Below are 25,125 nucleotides of genomic sequence, written 5' to 3' on the forward strand. Positions count from 1 at the left end.
ATGCCGAGGGGTGACGGGAGGCTGCGGCGCACGGTGACCCGGGTGTGGTCCGCGATGGCGCGCGCGGGCCATCGCGGGTGGACCGAGGTCCGGCATCCCACCCGCCGATCGCTCGCGGCGGCCGCGCTCGCGCTCGTCGGCACCGCGTTCCTGCTGGGCGGCCTCGCGCAGCTGCGGGTGCAGACCAACCTCGAGTCGTTCCTGCCCGACGGCGACCCCGCACTCGCCCAGTACGACGACGTGGCGCGCTCGTTCGGCGGGGACCCCGTCGTGGTGCTGGTCCGGTCGAAGGCACCGGGCCAGCAGCTCGACACCGCGCACCTCTTGCCCCTGCTCGGTCTCGAAGGACAGCTCGCCAAGCTGCCCGACGTCGCGACGGTCTACGGACCGGGAACGACGCTGAACCAGATCGCCGGCCAGACCCAGCTCCTCCTCGCCGAGCTGTCCGGTCGCCGGGACGGGATCCGCGCGGAGGCGGTTGACACAGCCAAGAAGCGCGGCGAGTCCCAGGCGAAAGCCGACCAGGCGGGACAGGCGGCACTCGAGCAGTTCGACCTGAGGTACGGCAAGCTCCTCGTCCAGGCGCTGCCGTCCGGACTGCCGACGCTGCGCAACGCCGACTTCGTCAAGTCGGTCGTCTACGGAACCCAGGGCAACCCGAAGGCGCAGTGGCGCTTCATCGTGCCGACGAACGACTCGGTGGCGATCCTCGTGCGACCACGTCAAGGACTCGACGAGACGTCTACCCGGGTCCTGGTCCAGGGCGTCCGGGAGAAGGTCGACGGGGCGAAGCTCGACGCCGCCGAGGTTCGGGTCTCCGGCGTGCCCGTGATCGTCTCGTCGCTCGGCGACCAGGTGCGCGGCGAGATCCCCCTGCTCGGCGGGATCGCGGTCCTCGGCGTCTCCGCGTGTTTCTTCCTGGTCCCGTGGACTCGACGGCGTCGCCGGCTGCTGCCGGTCGTGACGACGCTGATCGCGATCGGGCTGACTCTCGCCGCGTTCGGCTGGCTCGACCGGCCGGTGTCGCTGGGGGTCGTGGCGTTCCTGTCCGTCCTGCTCGGGATCGGCAGCTACTACCCGACCTATTTCGCGCAACGCGCGAGCAGGCGCGTCGTGGTGGTGGTCGTAGCTGCGAGTGCCGCCAGTTTCGCCACGTTGACGCTGTCGCCGCTGCCGTTCGTCCGGGATCTCGGCTTCGCGATGGCGCTCGGCGTCCTGCTCTCGGCCGGCACCGGGTTCCTGCTGCTCGGCCGGGGAGAAGCGGCGTCGGCTCCGCGACCGGCGGTGGCCGATGCCGTCGCACAGCCTTCGCGGCGCGTCCGGTTCGCGGTGGCCGCGATCGCTCTCGTGGCCGCCGGCGTCGGCTGGGCCGCGCTGCCCCAGCTGAAGATCGAGGGAAGTCTCGACAACCTCGCGGCCGGACTGCCCGCGGTCGACGACGCTCGCGGTGTGGAAGCGGTCATGGGGTCGTCCGGCGAGCTGGACGTCGTCCTTCGCGGCGACAACGTGCTCAGCCCGGCGGCTGTCGCGTGGTCGCAACAGGCGCAGAACGTCGCGGTCGCCCGGCACGGAGACCAGATGCGCCCGGTGGTCTCTCCTCCCGGGCTGCTGCCCTTCCTCGGACCTTCGCCGACTGCAGAGCAGATCATCGCCGGCGTGCGGCTGCTCCCGCCGTACCTGGCGAGCGCGGTGTTCCGAGAGGACAACAAGGTCGCGCTGCTCAGCTACGGCGTGAAGCTCGAGGACGTCGGGCAGCTGCAGGCACTGCGCGACGATCTGCGCACCGTGCTGCCATCGCCGCCGCCGGGCTACACGGTCGAGGTGACCGGCCTGCCGATGGCCGCGGTGCGGGGCAACGAGCTGCTTTCGGGCGGCAGGGTCCTGAGCAACACGGCCGGGATCGCGGTCGCGGGGCTCGTCCTGCTGATCGGGCTGCGGCGCCGCGGCGACGCGGTGCGGGCGGCGCTGGCAGCGGTACTCGCCACCGGCGCGGGCCTGTGCCTGCTCTGGCTCGCCGGGATCGCGCTGAGCCCGATCACCGTCGCACTGGGATCGCTGACCGCGGCCGTCGGCTGCGAATTCACGGTCGTGCTTTCCCATGCGGTACGGGAGGGGAGTCGCCGTCTGCGCCGGTCGGTCCTGCTCGCCACCGCGACTTCGATGATCGGCTACCTGGTGCTGCTCGCGTCCGGGCTCGCCGCGATCCGCGAGTTCGGCGTCCTCCTGGCGGCGTCGGTCCTGCTCGCCCTGGCCTCGGCGTGGTGCGTCGTCTGGGCCACGAGCGGCCGGCCGCCTCGACCAAATCCCGGAGCCGAACCGGGAACGACCGAGTCCGACGCACCTCGCGAAACCATGGTTGGAGCTCACCGATGAGCACAGAAACGACGGAACGGAACGCCAAGCACGGCCCCAAGGCCGAGAGCGCCCGTGCCCGGCTGCGGTCGGCCCTGGCCGGTGACGAGCCGGCGACGGTTCCCGCGAAGGCGGAGGCTTCGACGGACGAACCGGTGTCGACCGAGGCGGACCAGGCGCGGGCCCGTCTGCGCGCCGCTCTCGGCCCGGCCGAGGAGAAAGCGGCTGAGACGTCCAGTACCGACGGTGCGGAGGACGCTCCCGCACGACGGCGCCGCCTGAGGCTTCCGCGGAGCAAGCGGATGCGGATCATCTCGGCCCTGGTGCTGGTCGTGCTGCTGCTGGGCACCGGAGGCTTCTTCGTGCTCAAGTCCGGGCGGTCGCTCCTCGGCCTGCAGTCCGGTGAAGGCGTGCTGTCCTTCCTGCCGACCTGGCTGCCGTCAGGCGTGGCCTTCGAGTACGGCGACCGACGGGTGTCCACGAGCGAGCTGGACAGCGAAGTCGACACGCTCCACGCCCTCTACGGGGTGCAGGTGCCGACAGACCAGGGCCAGCTGGGCAACTTCCGCAAGGACGCCGCGAAGGCGTATGCGGTCAGCTTGATCCTCGACCACGCCGCAGCGGACAACGGCATAGTCATCGCGGACAAGACCGCTCGCGACACGCTGTCGAAGTTCGTCGCCGAGAAGCTCGGCAACGGCCCCGACGCCTACAACAAGTTCGTGGCCGCCCTCGGCGAGCAGGGCACCACCGAGCAGGCCGTCGTCGACGAGCTCAAGCGCCGGCTCGCGCTGGCCCAGCTCTTCGACAAGCTCACCGCGGATGTCCCTGCCGTCAGCGACCAGGACGTGACCACGGCTTTCGAACAACGCAAGGCCACCCTCGGGACGCCGGAGAAGCGTGCTGTGTCGAACATCGTGGTCCAGTCGCAGGCGGACGCGAACAAGGTCGTCACGGCACTCCGCGGCGGTACGCCGTTCGCGGAGGAAGCGAAGCAGGTCAGCCTCGACGGCAGCACCCGCGACAAGGGCGGTGACCTGGGCACCGTGAGCAAGGACCAGCTCGACGCCGGCTACGGCGACGCGGCGTTCAAGGCGAAGCCGGGGGAGGTCTTCGGCCCGGTGCAGAACCAGTACGGCTGGAACGTCGGCCTGGTCGGCCAGGTCACGGCCGCGACCCCGGCTGACTTCGCCCAGGCGAAGGAGCCGCTCCGGCAGCAGCTGCTCACCGAACGCGCGCTGGACAAGTGGCGCACGTGGCTCGGCGGCCAGATCCGCGCGGCAGGGGTCCGGTACGCCGACGACTACCGGCCCGCCGACCCGGACGCCGCTCCGGGCAACGCACCGACGCAGGCGGGGATCCCGGCTTCCGGCGGCGGCAAGTGAGCGCGCTCGTGTTCCTGGCCATGGCCGCCGTGCTGGGCGCCGTCGGATGGTGGGGCAGGCGGCACGCGCCGGCGCTGGCCGGGTTCCACTACGACGAGCAGCACCGGCGGAAGAACGCACGGGTCATCCGCCGCGGCGGTGCCGTCTGCTGGGTCATGGCGGCCTTGTTCACGGCGTTCGCCGTGCTGACTTTCGTGACGTCGCTGCTCAGCTGAGCGGGCCGGCGTCCGAACGCGGTCGCGGGCTCGGACGCCACCCGTTCAGGTACCGGTGCGTGCGTGTGGTCAGGAAGGGCACGCTGCCCGCCGTGACCAGCACGAGCCCGGCGATGGTCGAGATCGGGTGGTGCCCGAGGGCGATCAGTAGCACCACCGCCACGCTGATGGGCGGGAGCAGGTAGGCCGCGCGCCGCCGTCCGGCGAGGAGCCGGGAGAGCAGGGCGATCGTCAGCACTGCCGCGGCCGCCACGATGAGCGGTACGCCGATCTCGAGCGCGCCGACTCCGGCGAAGTCCGGTCCGAACGCCTCGCCTGCCGCGGCGGAGCTATCGTCGTGTCCGGTGCTCAGCACGTCGCCGATCGCCGCGGCCAGCTCGACGATCCCGAGACAGAACCACGCCGCCGTGGCGAACAGGAGGGCGGGTGGAGCGGTTCTGCTTGCGGGCATGGGTGACTCCCGTCGCCGAGAAATTTACTGAACATTAGAATACGTCGGAGAGGTGGCTCTGAGAAGAGCGCACACGGTGGGAGGTACGCGGTGAAGGCGTTGGTGCAGAGGGAGCTCACGGGCCCGGATGGGCTCGTGTGGTCCGACATGGACGCACCGGAGGCCGAGGACCACGTTGTCTTGGACGTCCGTGCGGCCGGCATCTGCTACCCGGACCTTCTGCTGACGCAGGGCCGGTACCAGGCTGCCGCGCAGCCGCCGTTCGTGCCGGGCAGCGAAGTCGCCGGCGTGGTCGTGCGCGCTCCCGCAGGCAGCGAGTTCGCCGAAGGGCAGAACGTGCTCGCCGCGCCCGGCATCGGCGGGTATGCCGAGCGTCTGGCGGTCCCACCCGCGTTCGTTCTGCCGATGCCGCAGGGGCTCGACTTCGCCCAAGGCGCCGCGATACTGGCCAATCACCAGACTGTCCACTTCGCACTCACCCGCCGAGCCGGACTGCTGGCGGGAGAAAAGGTTTTGGTTCTGGGCTCGGCCGGCGGCATCGGCTCGGCCGCGATCCAGGTCGCGAAGGCACTCGGTGCGAGGGTGCTGGCCGGCGTCCGGCGGGACCACACCGAGGAGTTCCTGCGCGGGCTGGGCGCGGACGAGGTGGTTCCCCTGCGGGAAGGCTGGCTCGCCGAGGCGAAGGACCTGACCGCGGGCGCTGGCGTCGACATCGTCGTGGACCCGGTCGGCGGAGACGTCTTCGACGATGCTGTACGGGCGCTTTCGCCGGGAGGTCGGCTGCTCGTGCTGGGCTTCGCCGGTGGCGCGATCCCGACCGTGAAAGTCAACCGGTTGTTGCTGCGCAACGTCAGCGTGGTGGGTGCGGGCTGGGGCGAGTTCCTCCGGACGAATCCGGCGGCGTTGCGAGAAACCGCGGACGCGCTGGCCGAGCTGGTCGCGGGCGGGCTGCGCCCGCCGGTCACGGCGACCTATCCGCTGGAGCGAGGCGCTGAAGCGCTCCGGGACCTCGCGGCGGGCAAGATCGTCGGCAAGGCGGTACTGGTCAACGGTTGAGCGAAGTGGGAAGCGGGACCGGCCGTCGGGGGACGTGCGGCCGGCCCCGCCGTCTTCAGCCGGCCAGGTCGCGGCCGATGATCTCCTTCATGATCGCGGTCGTGCCGCCGTAGATCGTCTGGATCCGGGTGTCCAGGAACGCGCGGGCGACCGGGTACTCACTCATGTACCCGTACCCGCCGTGCAGCTGCAGACACTGGTCCACGACCCGCTTCTGCAGCTCGCTCACGTACCACTTGCCCTTGGCCGCGTCGACCGCCGTCAGCTTGCCCGCGTTGTACGCGACAACGGACTTGTCGACATAGGCCTGCACGATGTCGATCTCGGTGGCCAGTTCGGCGAGCTCGAACCGCACCGCCTGGAAGTCGCCGATCGGCTGGCCGAACGCCTTGCGCTCGAAGCAGTACCGGCGGGTTTCCTCGAAGATCGTCCGGCAGTTCGCGATCGCCTTGATGGACACGCCGAGGCGTTCCCGGGGGAGGTGGCTCATCAGGTGCTGCAGGCCCCGCCCCTCCGTGCCGAGGAGGTTCTCCCGGGGAACCCGGACATCCTCGAAGTACAGCTCCGCCGTGTCCTGGGCCGGCAAACCGATCTTGTCGAGCTTGCGGCCGCGCTCGAAGCCCGGCATCCCGCGCTCGACGACGAACAGGCTGTACCCCTTGGAACCCGCTTCGGGATCGGTTCGTGCGGCGACGACCACCAGGTCGGCCATGATCCCGCTGCTGATGAACGTTTTTTGGCCGTTGAGGATCCAATCGTCGCCGTCACGCCGGGCAGAGGTGCTCATCCCGCGGAGGTCGCTGCCCGCTCCGGGCTCGGTCATGGCGAGCGCGCCGATGAGCTCACCGGCGGCGAAGCCCGGCAGCCACCGCTGCTTCTGCTCGTCGGTGGTCAGGTCCAGCAGGTAGTGCAGGACGAGGTCGTCCTGCAGGGACACCGTGAGGGCGAAGGAGAGCGCGTGCACTTTGGCGATCTCTTCGGCGACGACGAACCGGAAGCGGTAGTCGTGCTCGTCGGCCCCGCCGTACTCCTCGGGGATCTGCAAGCCGTAGATCCCTTGCTTCGCCGCTTCGACGTACACGGATCGGTCGATCCAGCGCTCCTCCTCCCATCGGGCGTGGTTCGGCACCACTTCCCGTTCGAGGAACTCGCGTACGGTTTCCCGGTACTGCTCGTGGACGTCGTCGTAGAGGTCTCGATCCATCGGGTTCAGCCCAGTCGTTCGATGATGGTGACGTTCGCCTGCCCGCCGCCTTCGCACATCGTCTGCAGCCCGTAGCGGCCGCCGGTGCGCTCCAGCTCGTGCAGGAGGGTGATCATGATGCGTGCGCCGGATGCGCCGAGCGGGTGGCCGAGCGAGATCGCGCCGCCGTTGGTGTTGACCTTGGCGGGGTCCGCGCCGATGTGCTTCTGCCAGGCGAGCACCACGCTGGCGAAGGCTTCGTTGACCTCGAACAGGTCGATGTCGTCGACGCCCAGCCCGGTCTTCTCGAGCGCGCGCTGGGTGGCCGGGAGCGGAGCGGTCAGCAGGTTGACCGGATCTGAGCCGAGCACGGACAAGTGGTGGATGCGCGCGCGGGGGGTGAACCCGTGTCGCTTCACCGCAGCCTCGGACGCGATCAGCAGCGCCGCCGACGCGTCCGAAATCTGGCTGGAGACCGCCGCGGTGAGCCGGCCGCCCGGGACCAGGGTCTTGAGCTCCGCCATCTTCTCCAGGGTGGTGTCCCCGCGTGGCCCTTCGTCGTGCTTGACGTCCTCGAAGGGGGTGATCTCGGCGGCGAAACGCCCTTCCTCGCGGGCCTGGATGGCGCGCCGGTGGCTCTCGAGCGCGAACACCTCGAGATCTTCGCGGGAGAGGTCCCAGTCGCGGGCGATCATCTCCGCGGAGTTGAACTGCGAGATCTCCTGGTTGCCGTAGCGGGCTTCCCAGCCCTTGGATCCGGTCCACGGGTCGGTCGCGCCGAACGGCTCGCCGGCGGTGAACGAGCTGAGGATGGGGAACTGCGTCATCTTCTGCACGCCGCCGGCCAGCACGAGGTCCGACGTCCCGCTCATCACGGCCTGTGCGGCGAAGTGCACGGCCTGCTGGGACGAACCGCACTGGCGGTCGATGGTCACGCCGGGAACTGTTTCGGGAAGCCCGGCCGCGAGGGCGCAGGTGCGCGCGATGTCGCCGGCCTGGGATCCGATGGCGTCCAGGCAGCCGTACACGACGTCGTCGATCGCGGCGGGGTCGAAGTCGCCACGCTCGACGAGCGTCCGGATCACGTGGGCACCGAGGTCCGCGGGGTGCGTGTCCGCGAAGCCGCCCTTTCGTCGTCCGACGGGGGTCCGGACAGCGTCGACGATGTAGGCCTCGGGCATGGGTGTCTCCTTCGTTGGGACGTCCTCGGATACTCTAGAATTTAACATACATTCAAAACTAGGCGACCGGTTGAGACGCGGGATACCCCAAGCCGTTGCGTACCAAGCTCTGCGCGGTCGCCACGACGCCCGCCAGGCTCCCCTGCTCGGGGTTCCACCACTCCGGTGTCCAGTTCAGGGCGCCCATGATGAGCATCCGGGCCGCGCGCAGGTCCAAGTCGCCGCGGATCGCGCCCGTGCTCCGCGCCGCTTCCAGCAGTCCACGCCACAAGGAGATGTACTCGCCGCCTTCCTGTCGGAGCCGCCCACGGACATCGTCCGGCAACTGGCCCATGTTGCGCGTGACGGCCGTGGCGAAATCGGAGAGCTGGAGCTCCACCTGGAGGTGCGCCTGGACCGCCGCGCAGATCCGGTCCATCGGGTCGAGGTCCGGCGGCAGTGCGGCGAGTGCCGTCTCGACGTGGTCGCGCAGCCTGCTTTGGCCGACGGCCATGACCTCGGCGATGAGCGCTTCCCTCGAATCGAAGTAGTAGTAGACCGCCGGTGCGCGCAGCTGGGCGACTTCGGCGATGTCGGTCAGCCTGGTTTCGGAATATCCCTTGTGGCTTAGTACTTTTGCCGCCGCGGCGAGGATCCGCTCGCGGGTCGCCGATGACTTGGCGGGTTCGCTGTCCCGCTTCCGCTTGTGTCCGGCCATCACGGCATCGAGTACCCGCCGCTGACCGAGAACACCTGGCCGGTCACCTGACGGGCGGCGTGCTCGGAGGAAACCCAGGTGACGGCGTTGGCGATGTCTGTCGCTTCGGTGAGCCGCCGCAACGGCACGCCCTTCGTGAGTGCCTCGATCTGCTTTTCGTTGAAGACCGAGTCACGTCCGACTGCCCACAGGCTGGTGCTGCCAACGGCGTCCTCGCTCTCGGGCAGGACCAGGCCGGGGCACACGACGTTCGAGCGGATGCCGTGCCGGCCGTGCTCCTTGGCGACGGTGCGAGCCAGTGCGATGAGCCCGGCTTTGGTGGTGCCGTAGATCCCTTGCCGGATCTCGCCGAACGCGGCATCACTCGAGATGTACACGATCGCTCCGCGGCCGGCCTCACGCATGTGCGGGATGGCGGCCTGGGTGCAGCCGATCGCGGAGTAAAGGTTCACCTCGATCGTGCGCTGCCATTTAGCTCGGCTGGTGTCCTCGGCGATGAAGCCGGGCTCGCTCCAGCCCGCGTTGTTGACCAGCACGTCGATGCCGCCCCAGCGTTCGGCGAGCTGGTCCACTGCGCGTTCGCCGCCGCCGTCCTGGGCCAGGTCTTCGATGGCGATCTCGGCCGCCGTGGCACCCCGCTCGAGGGCCTCGGCGCTGACCTTGAGCGCCTGTGTCTCGTCTATGTCGCAAATCACGAGCCGGGCGCCCTCGGCCGCGAAACCGTGCACGATGCCGCGCCCGATGTTCGAAGCGCCTCCCGTCACGAGGACACGTGCCCCGTTCAGGCCCAGATCCATCTCGATCGCTCCTCACGTCCGCACGGGGTCCGGTTGACGGCCCGAGCGTATCTAATTTATGTTCAATTCGAAAAGTTGGCCAGTGGTCGGGAGCGTTCAATGAGGATCTTCAGCGACATCAGCGAGCTGGCCGCGGCGGCCGGCGAGGAGCTCGGTTCGAGCGACTGGCTGGTCGTGGACCAGGAACGGATCGACACCTTCGCCGAGGTGACCGGCGACCACCAGTGGATTCACGTCGATCCTGTCCGCGCGGCGGAGGGCCCGTTCGGCGGCACCATCGCCCACGGCCTGCTGACCCTGTCGCTGCTGCCGGTCTTCCAGCACCAGATCTACCGGGTCGACGGCGTCCGGATGGCGGTCAACTACGGCTTCAACAAGGTCAGGCTGCCGTCGCCGGTCCCGGTCGGGGCGAAGCTTCGGGCGACGTCGAAGCTCGCCGAGGTCACCGAGCTGGACGGCGCGGTGCAGGCGGTCGTCGCGACCACGATCGAGATCGAAGGTGCCGCAAAGCCGGCCTGCGTGATCGAATCGATCGTGCGGTACGTCGCGTGAGCGGGCTGGTCGAAGGCCGGACGGCGATCGTCACCGGCGCCGGTCAGGGCATCGGGCTGGCCATCGCCACCCTGCTGAGCGAACAAGGCGCCCGGGTCGCGCTGGTCGACCTCGACGCCGACCGCGTCAAACAGGCCGCAGCCGACCTGGGTGGCCCGGCGCTCGGCCTGGCCTGCGACGTCACCGACGAAGCCGCGGTGGATCGCGTGGTCCGCGAGACTGTCGAGGAGTTCGGGGGCCTGGACATCCACGTCAACAACGCCGGGATCACCCGTGACGCCTCGCTGAGGAAGATGCCGGTCGAGGACTTCGACGCGGTGATCAACGTCCATCTCCGCGGGACCTGGCTCGGCGTGCGGGCCGCTTCGGCGGTGATGCGAGACGCCGGCAGCGGCTCGATCGTCAACATCTCGTCGCTCTCGGGCAAGTCCGGCAACCCGGGGCAGACGAACTACAGTGCCGCCAAGGCGGGCATCGTGGGCCTGACGAAGGCGGCGGCCAAGGAGGTCGCCCACAAGAACGTCCGGGTCAACGCCGTCCAACCGGGCCTCATCCGGACCGCGATGACCGAGGCGATGCCGCCTGAGATCTTCGCCGAGCGCGAAGCCGCGATCCCGATGAAGCGAGCCGGCGAACCCCGCGAAGTGGCTGGTGCTGTGCTCTTCCTCGCCTCGGATCTGTCGAGCTACATGACGGGCGGAGTGCTCGAAGTGGGCGGCGGTCGGTTGATGTGAGCCTCGCTCCCGTGTCCGTCGGCCCGCTGCTGGTCAGCGAGCCGGTCGAGGGCGTCGTCGAGCTGATGCTGAACCGCCCCGAGCGGCTCAACGCGCTCGATCCCGACCTGCTGGGGCGGCTGGGCCGGGTGCTCGACACGGTTGCAGGCGACAGCGAGGTCCGCGCCGTGCTGCTGACCGGAGCCGGGCGGAGCTTCTGCGCCGGGTTCGACCTCGACGCGCTCGGCGAGACGTGGTCGGCGGGCTTGCCCGAGTTGCTCAGCGCCCAGGAGGGCTGGGCGGGCATTTGCCGGCGTCTGGTCGATCTGCCGGTCCCGGTCATCGCGGTGGTGACCGGTCCGGCAGTCGGTGCGGGAATGTCGCTGGCGCTCGCCGCCGACATGCGGGTCGTCACGGCGGGGGCGTCCTTCGCGGCGGCCTTCGTGCGGGTGGGCCTCGCCGGGGCCGACCTCGGCCTGTCGTGGACGTTGCCGCGCACCGTCGGCATGGGCGTGGCCGCCGAGATCATGCTGACCGGCCGGCACGTCGGCGGCGAAGAGGCGCAGCGCATCGGGCTGGCCAACCGCCTCTGTGCGGAGGACGCCGCGGTGCCGACGGCGTTGGAGCTGGCCGCGGCGGTGGCGGCCAACAGCCCGTTCGGCGTGCGGCTGACCAAGCAGGTACTCCACGCCGGAGTCGATGCCCCGTCGTTCGCTGCGGCCACCGAAATCGAGAACCGCAATCAGATCTTGGCGTCGCGCACCGAGGACATGGCCGAGGCCTACCAGGCGCTGCGCGAACGCCGGAAACCCACGTTCCGGAACAGGTGATGAGATGACGTCCGCGGAAGATAGGGTCGTCACGGCGACCAGGGACGGCGACGTTGGCTTGGTCGTGCTCGACCGGCCGGAAGCGATGAACGCGATCACGGTCGAGCTGGGCCGCCAGCTCGGTGCCGCATTCGCCCAGCTCGCCGGCGAGGTGCGGGTCATCCTCGTGCGCGGCGCGGGCGGGAACTTCTCGGTCGGCGGCGACTTCCACGAGGTCAAGCGCCTGAGTGCGGACGGCCCGGCTGCCCTGACGCCGCTGTTCGAGAACTTCGGGCAGGCGTGTGCCGCGATCGCCGGCCTGCCCGTCCCGGTCGTGGCCGCCGTGGAGGGCTACGCGATGGCCGGTGGCTTCGAGCTGATGCAGGCGTGCGACGTCGTCCTCGTCCGAGCCGACGCGAAGATCGCCGACAACCACGCGAACTTCGGCCAGGTGCCGGGTGGAGGCGGCTCGCAGCGGCTTCCACGGCTCGTGGGCCACCAGCGCGCGCTGGGGCACATCCTCAGCGGCGAACGCCTGTCGGGCGCGCAGGCCGAGGCATGGGGGCTGGCCTACCGGAGTTTTGCGCCCGAGGACTTCGAAGTCGGCGTCGCCGAGTTCGTCGCATCGGTCGCCAAGAAGGACCGTGACGTCCTGGTCAAGATCAAGCGCCTGGTCCGCGACGGCCTGCGAATGCCGCTCGACGAGGGACTCAAGTGGGAGATGGCCACGGTGGTCGAGCACATCGGCGGCGACGCTGCGGCGGCGGCCGGCATCGACGGATTCACCAGGAAGGAGCGAGCTTGACATGACGGACAAGCTGATCGACTCGGGGCCGGTCCTGCTCGACCTCGCCGACGACGGGGTGGCGCGGATCCGGCTCAATCGCCCGGAGGCGTCCAACGGGATGAATGTGGAGTTCCTGCGAGCACTCCACGAGGCCGTCCTCCACTGCCACGCGGAACCGCGGGTGCGAGTGCTCGTGATCTCGGGAGAAGGCCCGCATTTCTGTGCGGGTGGAGACGTGCGGACCTTCGCGAGCAAGGGCGAGGCACTTCCCGATTACCTGCGGGAGGCTACCGCTTGGCTGCAACTCGCCATCTCCGCGCTGAACCAGCTGAACGCGCCGGTCGTCGCCGCGGTGCACGGCTACGCGGCCGGCGGTGGCGGCTTCGGCCTGGTCTGTGCCGCCGACCTCGTCGTCGCGACCGAGTCGGCGAAATTCATGTCCGGTGCCGTTCGAGTCGGGATGGCGCCGGACGCCGGGGTTTCGGTGACCTTGACCCACCTGGTCGGCCTGCGGAAGGCCATGGAGATCTTGCTGACCAACCCGACCTTGACCGCCGCCGAGGCAGCGGAGATCGGGTTGCTCACCAAGGTCGTGCCGGACGACCGGCTGGAAGACGAAACCCTCAGCCTGGCCCGCTCGCTCGCCGAAGGCGCGCCGAGGGCGATCGCGGCGACGAAGCGGCTCGTCTGGAGCGGCGTCGGCGCGCCGTTGGAGACCCGGCTGCCGGAGGAGGCCCGCGTGGTCTCCGAGCTGTCCGGCACCGCCGACTCGCGTGAAGGCCTTGCCGCGGTGATGGAGCGCCGAGCTCCGCGGTTCACCGGGAAGTAGGCGGCCGGCATGGAACCTTGTGTGCTTTGCGAAGACCACGATGCGGTCCGGGTCGTCACCCTCAACCGGCCAGCCCGGCGCAACGCGATCGACCTGGAACTGCGGGTCGTACTCGCTGAGGTGCTCGAAGCCGCGATGGCCGATACGGGCGTGCGCGCGATCGTGCTGACCGGCTCGGGCGGCTCGTTCTGCTCCGGCGGCGACATCTCGACGATGCGCCGCCAGCCGCCGGAGGAAACGCGGCCGCGGGCCCAGGCCGCCCAGCGGGTGATCCGGGCGATCTGGAACGGCCCCAAGCCTGTCGTGGCCGCGGTCGAGGGGTATGCGTTCGGCGCGGGCACGGCACTGGCCATCGCCTGCGATCGCGTGGTGGCGGCCTCCGATGCCACATTCAGCACCACATTCACCGGCGTCGGCCTCGCAGGCGACATGGGCATCTTCGCCTCGCTGCCGGCCCGGGTCGGTCCGACCGTGGCCCGCCAGCTGATGCTCCTCCCGCGGCGGTTGCCGGCGGAGGACGCCCTGCGTCTGGGGCTGGCCGACACCGTGACCGAGCCGGGAACGGCTTTCGAGGGAGCCCTCGAAGACGCACGGCGGATCGCCGAGGGCCCGCCGCTGGCGCTCGCGGGGATCAAAGCGATGTTCGCCGCGTGGCCGGCCCCGCCCGCGGAAGTGCTCGAGCGCGAAGTCGAACTGCAAGCTTCCTTGTTCGACACGGCCGACTTCGCCGAAGGCATCGCGGCGTTCCGCGAGCGCCGACCAGCCGTGTTCAGCGGCGAGTAATCTACTGTGAAATAGAATCTGTGTCCAGATCTCCTGGTTCAACTTCAACCATAGAGTTTTTTTGAATCTGTATTAGGTAACGTGCTCGTGGGAGTCTACCGAGCGCCCGTGGCGGGACAACCAACGGAGGTTGGAGTCATGACGATCTCTCGATCGACCGAACCGGTGACGCGGTTCGTCGCGGACGGATTCTCGAGGTGGCCGTTGGACGACAGCGTTCCCTTGGTCGACCACACCGTCGGCGGCCTGCTCGAGCTGCGGGCTCGCGAGCGGGGTGACGCACCGGCGCTCGTCGGTACATCGCACGGTTCGGGCGAACTCCGGCGGTACACCTACATCGAGTTGCACACCGAAGCGTCCCGGGTGGCCCGCGCGCTTCTCGGTGCAGTGCGGCCCGGCGAATACGTCGCCATCTGGGCGCCGAACGTCGTCGAATGGCCGATCGTCCAGTACGGCGCGGCGCTGGCCGGCGTCACGCTCGTGGCGCTCAACCCCGTGCTACGCGCACACGAGTTGACCTACGCGCTGAACCACTCCGGCGCCGCTGCGCTGATCCACGCCGAGCGCAGCCGTGACTACCACCTCGCCGCCGTCGTGGGATCCGTGCAATCCGACTGCCCGGGGCTGCGCACGGTCGTCAACCTGTCCGAGTGGGACGACTGGCTCGGCGGGGCGGACCCCGAGGCCGCTCTTCCCGAAGTCGCCCCCGACTCACCGGGCATGCTGCAGTACACCTCGGGCACGACCGGTGTGCCGAAGGGCGTTCTGCTCCGGCACCGGTCCTTGGTCAACGTCGCGAAGCTCACGCTGGAGACCGCGGACGCCGAGCCCGGTGCGGTCGCCTACAACCCGCTGCCGATGTTCCACACGGCGGCTTGCGTGATCGGCACGCTCGGTCCGCTGTGGCTCGGCGGCTGCGTCTACCTCGCCGAGCGCTTCGACCCGGCGTCGGCGCTCGACACGATGCGCCGCGAAGGTGTCAACCTGCTGTTCTACGTGCCGACGGTTCTCAGGGCGATCATCGAGCTGGCGAGGACGCAGGACGATCCGCCGGCGCTCAGGACGGTGCTGGGAGGCGCGGCCAACGTGCCGCGCGTGATGATCGAAGCCGCCGAGCAGCTCTTCGGTGCTTCGGTGCACAACCTGTTCGGGCAGACCGAACTCGCCCCGGTGCTGACGATGACGCGCCGCGATGATTCGCACGACGACCTCGTGCACACGATCGGGCGCCCGTTGCCGCAGGTGGAGTGCAAGATCATCGATCCCGCGACCGGTGGGGTCCAGCCGCTCGGGGTGGCGGGGGAGATCTGTGCCAGGGGATACCAGCAGCTTGTGGAATACCTGCACGATCCGGAGGGAACGGCCCGGACGGTCGACGTGGACGGCTGGGTCCACACGGGCGACCTCGGCGCCATGGACGACCGCGGCATGATCACCCTGACCGGCCGGCTCAAGGACCTGATCATCCGCGGAGGAGAGAACATCGCCCCCGCCGAGATCGAGTCCTGCCTTGCCGAACACCCCGCCGTGATCGACGCTGTGGCGATCGGCCTGCCTGACGAAAAGTGGGGTGAGGCCGTCGGCGCCGTCATCCACTTGCGGGGAGCGGAAACGGTGGGCCTCCGCGACGAGCTCGAACGGCACTGCCGCGAGCGCCTGGCGTCGTTCAAGGTCCCGCAGCGCTGGTTCCTCGTCGACGCCCTGCCGGTCACTCCGACCGGGAAGGTCCGGAAGTTCAAGCTCCTGGACGCGGTGACCGCCGGTGAGCTGTCCCCGCTGAAGTGATCCACCCGGCAGTGGCCACGGTTGTCCGCGAGCCGACCGTCAGTTAATCTAATATTGATTAAGCAACGAGGAGGTGCGCATGGGCTCGGACATCGAGCAGCGGCGCTCCGTGCTCCGGTCCCGCTTCGAGACCTGGGTGCCCCGCACCCTGGACGGCTGGCTGGCGCACTGCGCCGACGAGTACGGCGAACGACCGTTCGTCATCACCGGCCAGCGCACCGTCGGCTACCGGGAAGTGGCGGCGTGGGCGGCCACGCTCGCCGACGGCCTGGCCGCATTGGGGGTGCGGCGAGGTGACCGGGTCGGCCTGCTGATGGCCAACCACCTGGAGTTCGTCCCGCTGAAGTTCGCGATCGCCGCGGCCGGGGCCGTGGCCATCCCGTTCAACTACCTGTACCGGCAGGAAGAGCTCGCCTACGTCCTCGCCCAGTCCGAGTGCTCGGTGCTGATCACGATGTCCGAGTTCGGCGGTCTCGACTACCCGGCGATGCTCGACGCGATCGCCCCGGGCTGGGAGCTGGGCGCGCCGGAACAGCTGCCGAGCCTGCGGCACGTCGTCGTGCTTCCCGGCGAGGGCTGGCACCGGGACGGGGTGCGCACGGTCGAAGGACTGGCCGAACTCGGTGCGGCAAATCCCGGGGCCGCGGACGACGCCTCCGCCAAGCCCGACGACGTCGGCGACATCCTGTACACGTCGGGGACCACGGGCGCGCCCAAGGGGGTGCTCGTGACTCATGACGCGGTGCAGCGCACGGCCTACGCGTCGGCGCTCACCCGGGCGTTCGAGGACGGCCGCCGCATCCTCTTCTCGCTGCCCTGCTACCACATGTTCGGCTACGTGGAAGGGCTGCTCGCCGCGATGGTCGTCGGCGGGGCGATCATCCCGCAGCCGGCGTTCGACCCGGTGCGCTACTTGGAAGGCATCGAGCGGCACCGGGCGACCGACATCCTGTGCGTGCCGACGATGACCGTGGCGCTTCTGGAACACCCCCGCCGCAAGGAGTTCGACCTCTCGTCGCTGAACGCGGTCCTCTCGGGAGCGGCGCCGGCGCCGGTGTGGCTCTGGGAACGCGTCCGGGACGAACTGGGTGCGACGGAGATCGTCACCGGCTACGGCATGACCGAGTGCGGCGGGGCGATGACCCTCAGCCTGCCGGAGGACGACCTGACCTACGCGTCGGTAACGGTCGGACGTCCCAAGCTGGCAGGTGCCGCCGGCGTCGAGGACGCGGACGCCATCACGCAGTACAAGACCATCGATCCTGAAACAGGTCACGACCTGCCACCTCACACCGAAGGCGAACTCGCGTCGCACGGGCCGACCCACATGCTCGGTTTCTGGCGCAAGCCCGACGAGACGGCAAAGGCGATCGCGGGCGGCTGGGTGCGTTCAGGCGACCTTGGCCGGGTCCGGGAAGACGGCTACCTCGAGCTGACCGGGCGGAGCAAGGAGCTGTACAAGAGCGGCGGCGAACTGGTCATGCCGAAGGAGATCGAAGAGCTGCTCAGCCGGCACGACGGGGTGAGCCAGGTCTACGCGATCGGGGTGCCCGACGAACGCTGGGGCGACGCGGGGTGCGTCTGCATCGTGCGGGCCCCGGAGGTCGAGATCACCGAGGACGTCGTCATCGCGCTCTGCAAGGAGAAGCTCGCCCGGTTCAAGGTACCCAAGCACGTGGTCTTCCTGGCGGCCGACGAGCTGCCGACCACGCCGACCGGGAAGGTCCAGAAGTTCCGCCTGGTCAAGCTGGCGCAGGAACGGCTGGCCGCGGCCGGCACCCGAGAGAACGAGACGGACAAAGTGGAGGCGACCCCATGACCGCGACGGTGCCGAACACGGCCGCACCGGACTCGCGACCCGACTACGCGTCGTTGATCCACCCCGACCGGGTACACGGATCCCTGTACACGGATCCCCGGATCTTCGCCGAGGAACTGGAGCGGATCTGGTACCGCTCGTGGGTCTACGTCGGTCATGTCAGCGAGGTTCCGCAGCCGAACGACTACGTCCGCAAGAACATCGGTCCGCAGGACATCGTCATGACGCGCGACCGCGCCGGCGATGTTCACCTGCTGCTGAACCGCTGCGCGCACCGCGCGAACCTCGTGTGCGAGGACGCCCACGGCAACTCCGGCTCGTTCCGGTGCCCGTACCACGGCTGGACGTACCGGAACACCGGCGAGCTGCTCGGCTACCCGTACAACAAGGGCTACGGCGGCAAGGGCAAGCTCGAACTCGGCATGGGCCGGGTGCCGCGGGTCGAGACCTACCAGGGCTTCGTGTTCGGCAGCTTCGCCGAGGACGGTCCGAGCCTGGCCGAGCATCTGGGTGCCGCCGCCGGCGAGCTGGACCGCCTCGCCCGGTTGTCGCCCGAAGGCGAGATCGAGCTGAACGCGGGCTGGCTCAAGCACCGCACGCGCGCGAACTGGAAGCTGCTGGCGGAGAACGAGACCGACGGCTACCACCCGCAGTTCGTCCACGGCTCGATCTTCAGCGTCACCGGGAGCCCGATCGGAGCGCTCTACAGCGACCAGTCCACGGCGGTGACGCGCAACCTCGGCAACGGGCACAGCGAGAACGACCTGCGCCCGGAGTTCCGGAAGTTCGGCGAACCGATGCGCTGGTTCGGCACGACCGAGGAACGCGTGCCGGACTACGTGGCGAAGATGCGTGAGAAGCACGGCGACGCGGCCGAGGAGATCCTCATCGAAGGCGCCCCGCACGTCATGATCTTTCCCAACTTGTTCATCGCCGAGATCCAGGTCTTCGTCATCCAGCCGCTGTCGGCCGACGAGTGCATCCAGCACTCGACCGCCGTGCAGCTGAAGGGCGCGCCGGAGCTGAACAAGCGCATGGTGTCCCAGTCCATCGGCTCGGTCGGGCCAGCCGGGATGCTGCTCGCGGACGACACCGAGATGTACGAGCGCAACCAGCGCGGAGTCGCGATGCTGCAGCCGGAATGGCTCGACCTACGCCGTGGATTGCACCGTGAGCAGGTCGACGAGCGCGGGCTGAAGATCGGTACGGCGACGGACGAGACCGGGATGCGCGGCTTCTGGTCGCACTACCGCACGCTGATGGAGGCGGACAAGTGACTGCGCCGACCACATTGGACATCCGGCAGGTCGAGCAGTTCCTCTACCGCGAGGGCCGCTACGCCGACGAGCATGACTACGACGCGTGGGAAGCGCTGTGGACCGACGACGCCCTGTATTGGGTGCCGGCCGGTGACGACGCCGTCGACCCGTCGACGCAGGTCTCGGTGATCTTCGACAACCGCAACCGGATCTCGACCCGGCTCAAGCAGCTGCGGACGGGCAAGCGGTATTCACAGTCACCGCCGTCTAACCTTCGCCGGGTCATATCCAACGTCGAGATCCTTGAAGAGGACGGCGGTGACACGGTCGTGGGCGCGAACTTCGTCCTGGTGGAGTCCCGGATCCGAGGCACGGAGATCTGGGCGGGCCGGACTACGTACCGGTTGCGGGTGATCGACGGCGAGATCCGCTTGGCCTACAAGAAGGTTCTCCTCGTCAACAGCGACCAGCCGATTCCGACGATGGCGTTCCTCATCTGAGGTCCGGGAAGGGAGACACCATGCCGGACGACGGCAAGGCAGGCGAGCTGCACGGCCCGGAGACCCTGGGGATTGTCGGCAGCGAATTCGCCGAGGTCGACGTGCGCGTGGACACCACCGCGAACGGGCCGCGCCTGCGCTTGGAGGACGTGCGGACCGGCCGGGTCCGCTTCCTCGACGCGCTGGAGCTGGAGACGATCGTGTGGCTGCCGGAGGGGCACCTGCAGCAGCTGCTCGACCCGTCGGCGGACCGGTGGCGCGAGAGCGCCCGGCCCTGATGCCGGAGACGATCACCGAGCCCGGGCTGCTGGACCTCAGCCGCTACATCCGCTCCGGCGACACCGTCGTGTGGGGCCAGGCTTGCGGCGAACCCCAGACCCTGACCGAGACGCTGCTGGCGCAACGCGCGTCCATCGGCCCGTTTCGGTGCTTCCTGGGCATCCCGGCGGCGAGGACGGTACGGCCCGAGCACGGCGACCACGTCCGCTTCGTCTCGTACTGCGGCAGTGGCGGCAACAAGAAGCTGTACGCCGATGGCGTGCTCGACGTCGTTCCGAGTCACTATTCGACGTTGCCGCACCTGCTGGCCGGCGGCTCGCTGCGTGCCGATGTCGTCCTGATCCAGGTCGCGCCTGCGGGCGCGGACGGCCGACACAGCCTCGGCCTGGCCGACGACTACGTGAGCGCGGCCATCCCCGGTGCCCGGGTGGTCATCGCGGAGGTCAACGACCAGGTACCGCGCACTCCGGGAGACTGGATGCCGAGGACGGCCGACTTCGACGTCGTCGTGCACACCTCGCGGGCGCCCGCGGAGATGCCGCCCCGGGCGATCACCGCGCAGACCCAGCGGATCGCCGAGCACGTTGCCGGGCTGATCGACGACGGTGCCACCCTGCAGTTCGGCATCGGCGCCCTGCCGGAGGCGGTGCTTTCGCAGCTGACCGACCGCACCGATCTCGGGGTGCACTCCGGGCTGCTCAACGACACGGCCGCCGAGCTGATGGCGGCCGGAGTCATCACCAACGCGCGCAAGAGCGTCGACCGGGGCCGCTCGGTCGCCGGCCTGCTGATGGGCACGCGGAGGCTCTTCCGGTTCGCGGACGGCAACCCGGCGATCCAGCTGCGCGGAACCCGGTACACCCATGACCCCTCGGTGCTCGCCGCACAGGACCGCCTGGTCGCGGTGAACTCGGCGGTCGAGGTCGACCTGACCGGGCAGGTCAACGCCGAAGTCGCCGGTGGGCAGTACGTCGGCGCGGTCGGCGGTGCCGTCGACTTTCTGCGCGGAGCCTCTCGGTCGCACGGCGGGAAGCCGATCGTCGCGCTGCCGGCGATGTCGGGCGGGACGAGCAAGATCGTCGCGCGGCTGTCCGGTCCGGTGAGCACCGCCCGATGCGACGCCGGGTTCATCGTGACCGAGTACGGGGTCGCGGACCTGCGCGGTCAGCCGCTGAAGGTCCGCCGGGAACGGATGCTCGCGGTCGCCCATCCCGAACAGCGGCCCGTGCTCGAGGCCGCGATCGACAACGCAGGAGTTCCGGTATGAGACGAGCTGCCCTGGTCACCCCGCTGCGCACCCCGGTCGGGACCTTCGGCGGCGGGCTGCGCCCGTTGCCCGCCGAAGAGCTCGCGGCCTTGGTGATCAAGGCGGTCGTCGAGCGGTCCGGCATCGACCCCGCGAGGATCGACGACGTCGCGTTCGCCCAGTCCTACGCCAACTCCGAAGCGCCGTGCATCGGCCGGTGGGCGGCGCTTCGAGCCGGGCTGCCGGTCGAGGTACCCGGCTTCCAGACCGATCGTCGCTGCGGTGGCGGGCTCCAGGCCGTCGTCACCGCGGCGATGATGGTGCAGACCGGGGCCGCCGACGTCGTGCTCGCCGGCGGCGTGGAAAGCATGAGCAACATCGAGTACTACTCGACGACCTCGCGATGGGGCAGCCGTGCGGGCACGGTGTCCCTGTACGACCGGCTCGACCGCGGGCGCGAACGATCTCAGCCGGAGGATCGCTTCGGGAAGATCAGCGGGATGATCGAAACCGCCGAAAACCTCGCGCGGCAGTACAGCATCACCCGCGACGAGGCCGACGAGTTCGCGGCGCGCAGCCACCAGCGTGCCGCCGCGGCCTGGGAGGCCGGCCGGTTCGACGACGAAGTGGTGGCCGTCGACGTTCCGCAGCGCCGCGGCGAGCCAGTCCGATTCGCTCGCGACGAGGGCGTTCGCCCGGACTCGACAGCTGAAACTCTCGGGCGCCTGCGGACGCTCATGCCGTCGGGCACCGTCACCGCCGGGAACTCCAGCCAGCAGAACGACGCGGCCGCCGCGTGCCTGGTCGTGGCCGAGGACAAGCTCGGCGAGCTGGGTCTCGAACCGTCCGGGTACCTGCGTGGGTGGGCCGCGGCCGGCTGCGAGCCCGCGACCATGGGCATCGGGCCCGTGCCCGCCGTGCGCAAGCTGTTCGACCGCACCGGTGTCTCCTTCGACGACCTGGATCTGATCGAGGTCAACGAGGCGTTCGCGTGCCAGGTGCTGGCGGTGCTCAAAGGCTGGGGCGTCAAGGAGGACGAGGTCGCGGACCGGCTCAACGTCAACGGGTCCGGGATCTCCCTCGGACACCCCATCGGCGCGACCGGCGTCCGGATCCTGACGACGATGCTCCACGAGCTGCGCCGCCGCGGTGGCGGCCTCGCCCTGGAATCGATGTGCATCGGCGGTGGCCAGGGCATGGCCGCCTTGATCGAAACGGCCTGACCGGCCGGGAAACGAGAGCGATGACCGGAATCCTCGGCTACGCGAGCTACCTGCCGCGATACCGGCTGCAGCGCACGGAACTGGGTGCCCTCCTGGGCACTCCGCCGGGAAAGGGCGCCCGGGTGGTCGCATCCTTCGACGAGGACAGCACCACCATGGCGGTCGCGGCGGGCGCCGCGGTGCTGCGCTCGGGTGGGCCGTCGCCGGCAAGTCTCTACTTCGCGACGACGTCGCCGGCCTACTTCGACAAGACGAACGCCACGGCCGTGCACGCCGGGTTGGGATTGCCCGCGAGCATCCTCGCCGCCGACGTCGCCGGCTCGGCACGGTCGGCGGTCGCGGCCTGGCGCGCGGCCGCGGCGAGTCGCGGACTCGCCGTGTTCGCCGATGTCCGGGTGGGCCGGCCCGGCTCGGCCGACGAGCGAGGAGGCGGCGACGGTGCCGCGGCCTTCCTGTTCGGCGACGGCGCGGACGCGATCGCCGAAGTCCTCGCCGAGCGGTCCTCGACCCTCGAGCTGCTGGACCGCTGGCGCCTGCCGGGGTCGCCGGCCGCCGAGCAGTGGGAGGAGAGGTTCGGACTCGAGGCCTATCTCCCGCTGGCGCGCGAGGTCGCCCAGGAGACGTTGAACGAGGCGGGGTTGGCCCAGGCGGACCACGTCGTCGTGGTCTCGCCGAACAGCGGTGTGGTCAAGCAAGGGCCGAAGGCCATCGCCGGCGCGATCTCGACCAGCACGTCCCCGATCGGCCACGCGGGCGCGGCCGATCTCGGCATCGGGCTCGCGGACGCGCTCGACCGCGCCGAGCCGGGCCAGTCGATCCTCGTCGTGTCCGTCGCCGACGGGTGCGACGCGATCCTCCTCCGGGCGACAGCCGCCCTTCCGCGAGCCCGGCAGGCCCGGCCGCTCCGGACCGAGCTGGAGCCCGGCATCGACGTCCCCTACGTGACCTATCTCAGCTGGCGGGGCCTGCTCGACCGCGAACCACCGCGACGGCCGGAGCCCGAGCGTCCCGCCGGACCGCCGTCGCGCCGCGCGGGGGAGTGGAAGTTCGCCTTCGCCGGCGCCCGCTGCCAGGCCTGCGGATTCACCCACCTGCCGCCGCAACGGGTCTGCAAGCAGTGCGGTCACACCGACGAGATAGAGCCGGTCGGCTTGGCCACCGACCGCGGAACGGTCGCGACCTACACGGTGGACAGGCTGGCTTTCTCGCCGTCCCCGCCGCTGATCGACGCGGTCGTCGACTTCGACGGAGGTGGCCGGTACACGCTCGAAGTCGCGGATGCCGTACCGGACGATCTCGCCGTCGGCACCCGGGTGGGGCTGACCTTCCGGAAGCTCTTCACCGCGGGGAACGTCCACAACTACTTCTGGAAGGCGCGCCTGGTCGACGAGGCGGTTTCGCCGGCGCGGGAAGCCGCAGTCACCGCTGGAGGACGGGCATGAGCAGCAACGGGATCCGGGACCGCGTCGCCATCGTCGGGATGGGATGCACGCGCTTCGGCGAGCACTGGTCGGCGTCGGCGGAGGACCTCCTGGTCGACGCCGCCCAGGAGGCCGTGTCCGCCGTCGACGGGCTGGAGCGCGACGACGTCGACGCCTACTGGCTGGGCACGCTGGGTTCGGGCCAGTCCGGGCTGACCTTGAGCAAGGCGCTTGCCCTGGACTACAAGCCGGTGACCCGGGTCGAGAACTACTGCGCGACGGGGTCGGAGGCCTTTCGCAACGCCTGCTACGCGGTGGCTTCCGGCGCCTACGACGTCGTCATGGCGGTCGGTGTCGAGAAGCTCAAGGACTCCGGCTTCTCCGGGCTGCTGCGATCCGACCCGCCGAGTGACGGCACCGCGGCCGAACTGAGTCTGACCGCTCCTGCCGCGTTCTCCCTCCTGGACCCGGCGTACTGCGCCCGCTACGGCGTCGACCCGGGTGACATGCGCGCCGCGATGACCCACGTCGCGTGGAAGAACCACGCCAACGGCGCCCTCAACCCGCGCGCGCAGTTCCGCGGCGGGGTGACGAAGGAGAAGGTCGAGAAGGCGCCCAAGGTGGCCGGCCGGCTGGGGGTTTTCGACTGCTCCGGGGTCTCCGACGGTGCCGCGGCGGCCGTGATCGTCCGGGCGGAGGACGCGTTGCGGTTCACCGACCGGCCGATCTACGTCAAGGGGCTGTCGCTGGCCGCCGGCCCCGCGATGGGGGCCTCGGACTCCGGCTACGACTACACCTCGTTCCCCGAGGTCGTCCGGAGCGCGCAGGACGCTTTCGCCCAGGCGGGCATCACCGATCCCCGGCACGAGATCTCCTTCGCCGAGGTCCACGACTGCTTCACGCCCACCGAACTGATCCTCATGGAAGACATGGGGTTCTCGGAGCGCGGCAGTGCTTGGAAGGACAGCTTGGACGGTGCTTTCCAGCTCGACGGGCGGCTCCCGGTCAACCCGGACGGGGGACTGAAGTCCTTCGGGCACCCGGTCGGGGCGAGCGGCCTGCGGATGCTCTACGAATGCTGGCTGCAGTTCCGCGGCGAAGCCGGTGAGCGGCAGTTGCCCGATCCGCGGCGGGCGTTGACGCACAACCTCGGCGGCAGGCCGGGGAGCTGCGTGTCCTTCGTCTCCGTCGTCGGCTCCGACCTGGGGTGACGCCCGCGGCGCGGTCGACGTCTTGACGGGGTGTCAGAATTTTATCTATATTAGATTCGAAACGAAGGGAGGCGCAGTGGAGCGCACCGATGCCGCCGCGACGACGGACCGCCGGAAGCTGGCCGCCTCGCTGTACGACGCGCTGGCGCGCGGCGACCGCGACCTGCTCTCGGAGCTGCTGCATCCGGACTTCGTCGGCCGCACGACTGCGGGACTGCCGATGGAGCTCGGCGGCACCTACCACGGCGCGGAGCAGATGCGCCGGGAGTTCTGGGGCGGGATCGCGCGGCACTTTGTCGCCCGCGCCGAGCCGGCGAGCTTCCACCCGCTGGACGACGACAGCCTGCTGGTCGTCGGGACCTACACCGGCAAGGCGAAGGCGAGCGGGGGCGTCCTGGACGCCGAGTTCCAGCACATCCTGAGCTTCGACGGCGACCGGATCAGCGGGCTGGTCCAGCTGACCGACAGCGAACGCTGGCACGAAGCCCTCGACGGCGGCAGGCCCGGCGACGACTTCCGCACCATCGAGTACTCCGTCGCCGACGGCATCGGCACCCTGCGCCTGAACCGGCCGCACGTGCGGAACGCGCTG

25 protein-coding genes are annotated in these 25,125 nt (G+C 69.9%); 20 read left to right on the forward strand and 5 right to left on the reverse strand.

The features are described 5' to 3' along the window. Genes H5411_RS37985 through H5411_RS37995 form a run of 3 tightly spaced genes read left to right on the forward strand, consistent with a single transcriptional unit; the run spans position 1 to position 3,952 of the window. Positions 1-2,373 carry an RND transporter family protein gene (locus tag H5411_RS37985; protein ID WP_183126579.1) on the forward strand — a complete coding sequence of 791 codons (2,373 nt, stop codon included), beginning with the start codon at positions 1-3 and terminating at the stop codon, positions 2,371-2,373. Continuing rightward, the gene (locus H5411_RS37990; RefSeq protein ID WP_246369876.1) at positions 2,370-3,737 is read left to right on the forward strand and encodes a peptidyl-prolyl cis-trans isomerase; all 1,368 of its coding nucleotides are present in this window, start codon (positions 2,370-2,372) and stop codon (positions 3,735-3,737) included. The genes H5411_RS37985 and H5411_RS37990 overlap by 4 nt, the downstream gene beginning before the upstream one ends. Next, positions 3,734-3,952, forward strand: coding sequence for a hypothetical protein (locus tag H5411_RS37995; RefSeq protein ID WP_183126580.1), 219 nt, complete (start codon positions 3,734-3,736; stop codon positions 3,950-3,952). Before H5411_RS37990 ends, H5411_RS37995 begins: the two co-directional genes overlap by 4 nt. Here the strand turns inward: H5411_RS37995 and H5411_RS38000 are convergent. Further along, the gene (locus H5411_RS38000) at positions 3,945-4,403 is read right to left on the reverse strand and encodes a hypothetical protein (protein WP_183126581.1); all 459 of its coding nucleotides are present in this window, start codon (positions 4,401-4,403) and stop codon (positions 3,945-3,947) included. The two genes, H5411_RS37995 and H5411_RS38000, sit on opposite strands and share 8 nt — an antisense overlap. A gap of 147 nt (positions 4,404-4,550) precedes the next feature. Here H5411_RS38000 and H5411_RS38005 point away from each other — a divergent pair, with 147 nt between their 5' ends. Continuing rightward, positions 4,551-5,459, forward strand: coding sequence for an NADPH:quinone oxidoreductase family protein (locus H5411_RS38005; RefSeq protein WP_220818038.1), 909 nt, complete (start codon positions 4,551-4,553; stop codon positions 5,457-5,459). Between the two features lie 55 nt (positions 5,460-5,514). Here the strand turns inward: H5411_RS38005 and H5411_RS38010 are convergent, their stop codons facing one another. Genes H5411_RS38010 through H5411_RS38025 form a run of 4 tightly spaced genes read right to left on the reverse strand, consistent with a single transcriptional unit; the run spans position 5,515 to position 9,317 of the window. Then, positions 5,515-6,663 (reverse strand): acyl-CoA dehydrogenase family protein, encoded by a 1,149-nt coding sequence (locus H5411_RS38010; protein WP_183126583.1) that lies wholly within the window; start codon positions 6,661-6,663, stop codon positions 5,515-5,517. 5 nt (positions 6,664-6,668) lie between these two features. Beyond that, complete coding sequence (locus H5411_RS38015; RefSeq protein ID WP_183126584.1) at positions 6,669-7,823, reverse strand: acetyl-CoA C-acetyltransferase; 1,155 nt, start codon at positions 7,821-7,823, stop codon at positions 6,669-6,671. A 58-nt stretch (positions 7,824-7,881) separates the two neighbouring features. Next, complete coding sequence (locus tag H5411_RS38020) at positions 7,882-8,520, reverse strand: TetR/AcrR family transcriptional regulator (RefSeq protein WP_183126585.1); 639 nt, start codon at positions 8,518-8,520, stop codon at positions 7,882-7,884. Continuing rightward, complete coding sequence (locus H5411_RS38025) at positions 8,520-9,317, reverse strand: SDR family NAD(P)-dependent oxidoreductase (RefSeq protein WP_183126586.1); 798 nt, start codon at positions 9,315-9,317, stop codon at positions 8,520-8,522. Before H5411_RS38025 ends, H5411_RS38020 begins: the two co-directional genes overlap by 1 nt. Positions 9,318-9,416: 99 nt before the next feature. On the opposite strand from H5411_RS38025, the gene H5411_RS38030 reads away from it, so the two are divergent. The 16 genes from H5411_RS38030 to H5411_RS38105 all read left to right on the forward strand — a co-directional run. Next, complete coding sequence (locus tag H5411_RS38030) at positions 9,417-9,869, forward strand: MaoC family dehydratase (RefSeq protein ID WP_183126587.1); 453 nt, start codon at positions 9,417-9,419, stop codon at positions 9,867-9,869. Continuing rightward, positions 9,866-10,603, forward strand: a complete 738-nt coding sequence (fabG, locus tag H5411_RS38035) for a 3-oxoacyl-ACP reductase FabG (RefSeq protein WP_183126588.1) — start codon at positions 9,866-9,868, stop codon at positions 10,601-10,603. Before H5411_RS38030 ends, fabG begins: the two co-directional genes overlap by 4 nt. Before the next feature lie 11 nt (positions 10,604-10,614). Beyond that, positions 10,615-11,412: an enoyl-CoA hydratase/isomerase family protein gene (locus H5411_RS38040; protein ID WP_220818039.1), complete on the forward strand. Its 798-nt coding sequence runs from the start codon at positions 10,615-10,617 to the stop codon at positions 11,410-11,412. Between the two features lie 4 nt (positions 11,413-11,416). Further along, complete coding sequence (locus H5411_RS38045) at positions 11,417-12,196, forward strand: enoyl-CoA hydratase/isomerase family protein (RefSeq protein ID WP_183126589.1); 780 nt, start codon at positions 11,417-11,419, stop codon at positions 12,194-12,196. 1 nt (position 12,197) lies between these two features. Continuing rightward, positions 12,198-13,007 (forward strand): enoyl-CoA hydratase/isomerase family protein, encoded by an 810-nt coding sequence (locus tag H5411_RS38050; RefSeq protein ID WP_183126590.1) that lies wholly within the window; start codon positions 12,198-12,200, stop codon positions 13,005-13,007. A 21-nt stretch (positions 13,008-13,028) separates the two neighbouring features. Beyond that, on the forward strand, positions 13,029-13,790 hold the full coding sequence (locus tag H5411_RS38055; protein WP_312878695.1) for an enoyl-CoA hydratase/isomerase family protein: 762 nt from the start codon (positions 13,029-13,031) through the stop codon (positions 13,788-13,790). Between the two features lie 138 nt (positions 13,791-13,928). Beyond that, positions 13,929-15,575 (forward strand): class I adenylate-forming enzyme family protein, encoded by a 1,647-nt coding sequence (locus tag H5411_RS38060; RefSeq protein ID WP_183126592.1) that lies wholly within the window; start codon positions 13,929-13,931, stop codon positions 15,573-15,575. Positions 15,576-15,654: 79 nt separating this feature from the next. Continuing rightward, entirely contained in the window at positions 15,655-17,394 is a 1,740-nt protein-coding gene (locus tag H5411_RS38065) for a class I adenylate-forming enzyme family protein (RefSeq protein ID WP_183126593.1), read from the forward strand. After that, the gene (locus tag H5411_RS38070; protein WP_183126594.1) at positions 17,391-18,671 is read left to right on the forward strand and encodes an aromatic ring-hydroxylating oxygenase subunit alpha; all 1,281 of its coding nucleotides are present in this window, start codon (positions 17,391-17,393) and stop codon (positions 18,669-18,671) included. Before H5411_RS38065 ends, H5411_RS38070 begins: the two co-directional genes overlap by 4 nt. After that, positions 18,668-19,153 (forward strand): aromatic-ring-hydroxylating dioxygenase subunit beta, encoded by a 486-nt coding sequence (locus H5411_RS38075; RefSeq protein WP_183126595.1) that lies wholly within the window; start codon positions 18,668-18,670, stop codon positions 19,151-19,153. Before H5411_RS38070 ends, H5411_RS38075 begins: the two co-directional genes overlap by 4 nt. Before the next feature lie 20 nt (positions 19,154-19,173). Next, positions 19,174-19,431 carry a hypothetical protein gene (locus H5411_RS38080; RefSeq protein ID WP_183126596.1) on the forward strand — a complete coding sequence of 86 codons (258 nt, stop codon included), beginning with the start codon at positions 19,174-19,176 and terminating at the stop codon, positions 19,429-19,431. Continuing rightward, positions 19,431-20,699 (forward strand): acetyl-CoA hydrolase/transferase family protein, encoded by a 1,269-nt coding sequence (locus tag H5411_RS38085; protein ID WP_183126597.1) that lies wholly within the window; start codon positions 19,431-19,433, stop codon positions 20,697-20,699. The genes H5411_RS38080 and H5411_RS38085 overlap by 1 nt, the downstream gene beginning before the upstream one ends. Then, the gene (locus H5411_RS38090; RefSeq protein WP_183126598.1) at positions 20,696-21,901 is read left to right on the forward strand and encodes an acetyl-CoA C-acetyltransferase; all 1,206 of its coding nucleotides are present in this window, start codon (positions 20,696-20,698) and stop codon (positions 21,899-21,901) included. The genes H5411_RS38085 and H5411_RS38090 overlap by 4 nt, the downstream gene beginning before the upstream one ends. Positions 21,902-21,921: 20 nt before the next feature. Beyond that, on the forward strand, positions 21,922-23,343 hold the full coding sequence (locus H5411_RS38095) for an OB-fold domain-containing protein (RefSeq protein WP_183126599.1): 1,422 nt from the start codon (positions 21,922-21,924) through the stop codon (positions 23,341-23,343). Next, positions 23,340-24,533: an acetyl-CoA acetyltransferase gene (locus tag H5411_RS38100; protein ID WP_183126600.1), complete on the forward strand. Its 1,194-nt coding sequence runs from the start codon at positions 23,340-23,342 to the stop codon at positions 24,531-24,533. The genes H5411_RS38095 and H5411_RS38100 overlap by 4 nt, the downstream gene beginning before the upstream one ends. Before the next feature lie 76 nt (positions 24,534-24,609). After that, positions 24,610-25,125 (forward strand): nuclear transport factor 2 family protein (locus tag H5411_RS38105; RefSeq protein ID WP_183126601.1); only part of this gene is annotated, 516 nt, incomplete at its 3' end.

It is taken from the genome of Amycolatopsis echigonensis (assembly GCF_014174495.1).
GTDB lineage: Bacteria > Actinomycetota > Actinomycetes > Mycobacteriales > Pseudonocardiaceae > Amycolatopsis > Amycolatopsis echigonensis.

Coding starts and splice junctions, on each gene's coding strand:
- H5411_RS37985 (WP_183126579.1), top strand. CDS start 1: ATGCCGAGGGGTGACGGGAGGCTGCGGCGCACGGTGACCCGGGTGTGG.
- H5411_RS37990 (WP_246369876.1), top strand. CDS start 2,370: ATGAGCACAGAAACGACGGAACGGAACGCCAAGCACGGCCCCAAGGCC.
- H5411_RS38000 (WP_183126581.1), bottom strand. CDS start 4,403: ATGCCCGCAAGCAGAACCGCTCCACCCGCCCTCCTGTTCGCCACGGCG.
- H5411_RS38005 (WP_220818038.1), top strand. CDS start 4,551: ATGGACGCACCGGAGGCCGAGGACCACGTTGTCTTGGACGTCCGTGCG.
- H5411_RS38010 (WP_183126583.1), bottom strand. CDS start 6,663: ATGGATCGAGACCTCTACGACGACGTCCACGAGCAGTACCGGGAAACC.
- H5411_RS38015 (WP_183126584.1), bottom strand. CDS start 7,823: ATGCCCGAGGCCTACATCGTCGACGCTGTCCGGACCCCCGTCGGACGA.
- H5411_RS38020 (WP_183126585.1), bottom strand. CDS start 8,520: ATGGCCGGACACAAGCGGAAGCGGGACAGCGAACCCGCCAAGTCATCG.
- H5411_RS38025 (WP_183126586.1), bottom strand. CDS start 9,317: ATGGATCTGGGCCTGAACGGGGCACGTGTCCTCGTGACGGGAGGCGCT.
- H5411_RS38030 (WP_183126587.1), top strand. CDS start 9,417: ATGAGGATCTTCAGCGACATCAGCGAGCTGGCCGCGGCGGCCGGCGAG.
- H5411_RS38045 (WP_183126589.1), top strand. CDS start 11,417: ATGACGTCCGCGGAAGATAGGGTCGTCACGGCGACCAGGGACGGCGAC.
- H5411_RS38050 (WP_183126590.1), top strand. CDS start 12,198: ATGACGGACAAGCTGATCGACTCGGGGCCGGTCCTGCTCGACCTCGCC.
- H5411_RS38060 (WP_183126592.1), top strand. CDS start 13,929: ATGACGATCTCTCGATCGACCGAACCGGTGACGCGGTTCGTCGCGGAC.
- H5411_RS38065 (WP_183126593.1), top strand. CDS start 15,655: ATGGGCTCGGACATCGAGCAGCGGCGCTCCGTGCTCCGGTCCCGCTTC.
- H5411_RS38070 (WP_183126594.1), top strand. CDS start 17,391: ATGACCGCGACGGTGCCGAACACGGCCGCACCGGACTCGCGACCCGAC.
- H5411_RS38080 (WP_183126596.1), top strand. CDS start 19,174: ATGCCGGACGACGGCAAGGCAGGCGAGCTGCACGGCCCGGAGACCCTG.
- H5411_RS38085 (WP_183126597.1), top strand. CDS start 19,431: ATGCCGGAGACGATCACCGAGCCCGGGCTGCTGGACCTCAGCCGCTAC.
- H5411_RS38090 (WP_183126598.1), top strand. CDS start 20,696: ATGAGACGAGCTGCCCTGGTCACCCCGCTGCGCACCCCGGTCGGGACC.
- H5411_RS38095 (WP_183126599.1), top strand. CDS start 21,922: ATGACCGGAATCCTCGGCTACGCGAGCTACCTGCCGCGATACCGGCTG.
- H5411_RS38100 (WP_183126600.1), top strand. CDS start 23,340: ATGAGCAGCAACGGGATCCGGGACCGCGTCGCCATCGTCGGGATGGGA.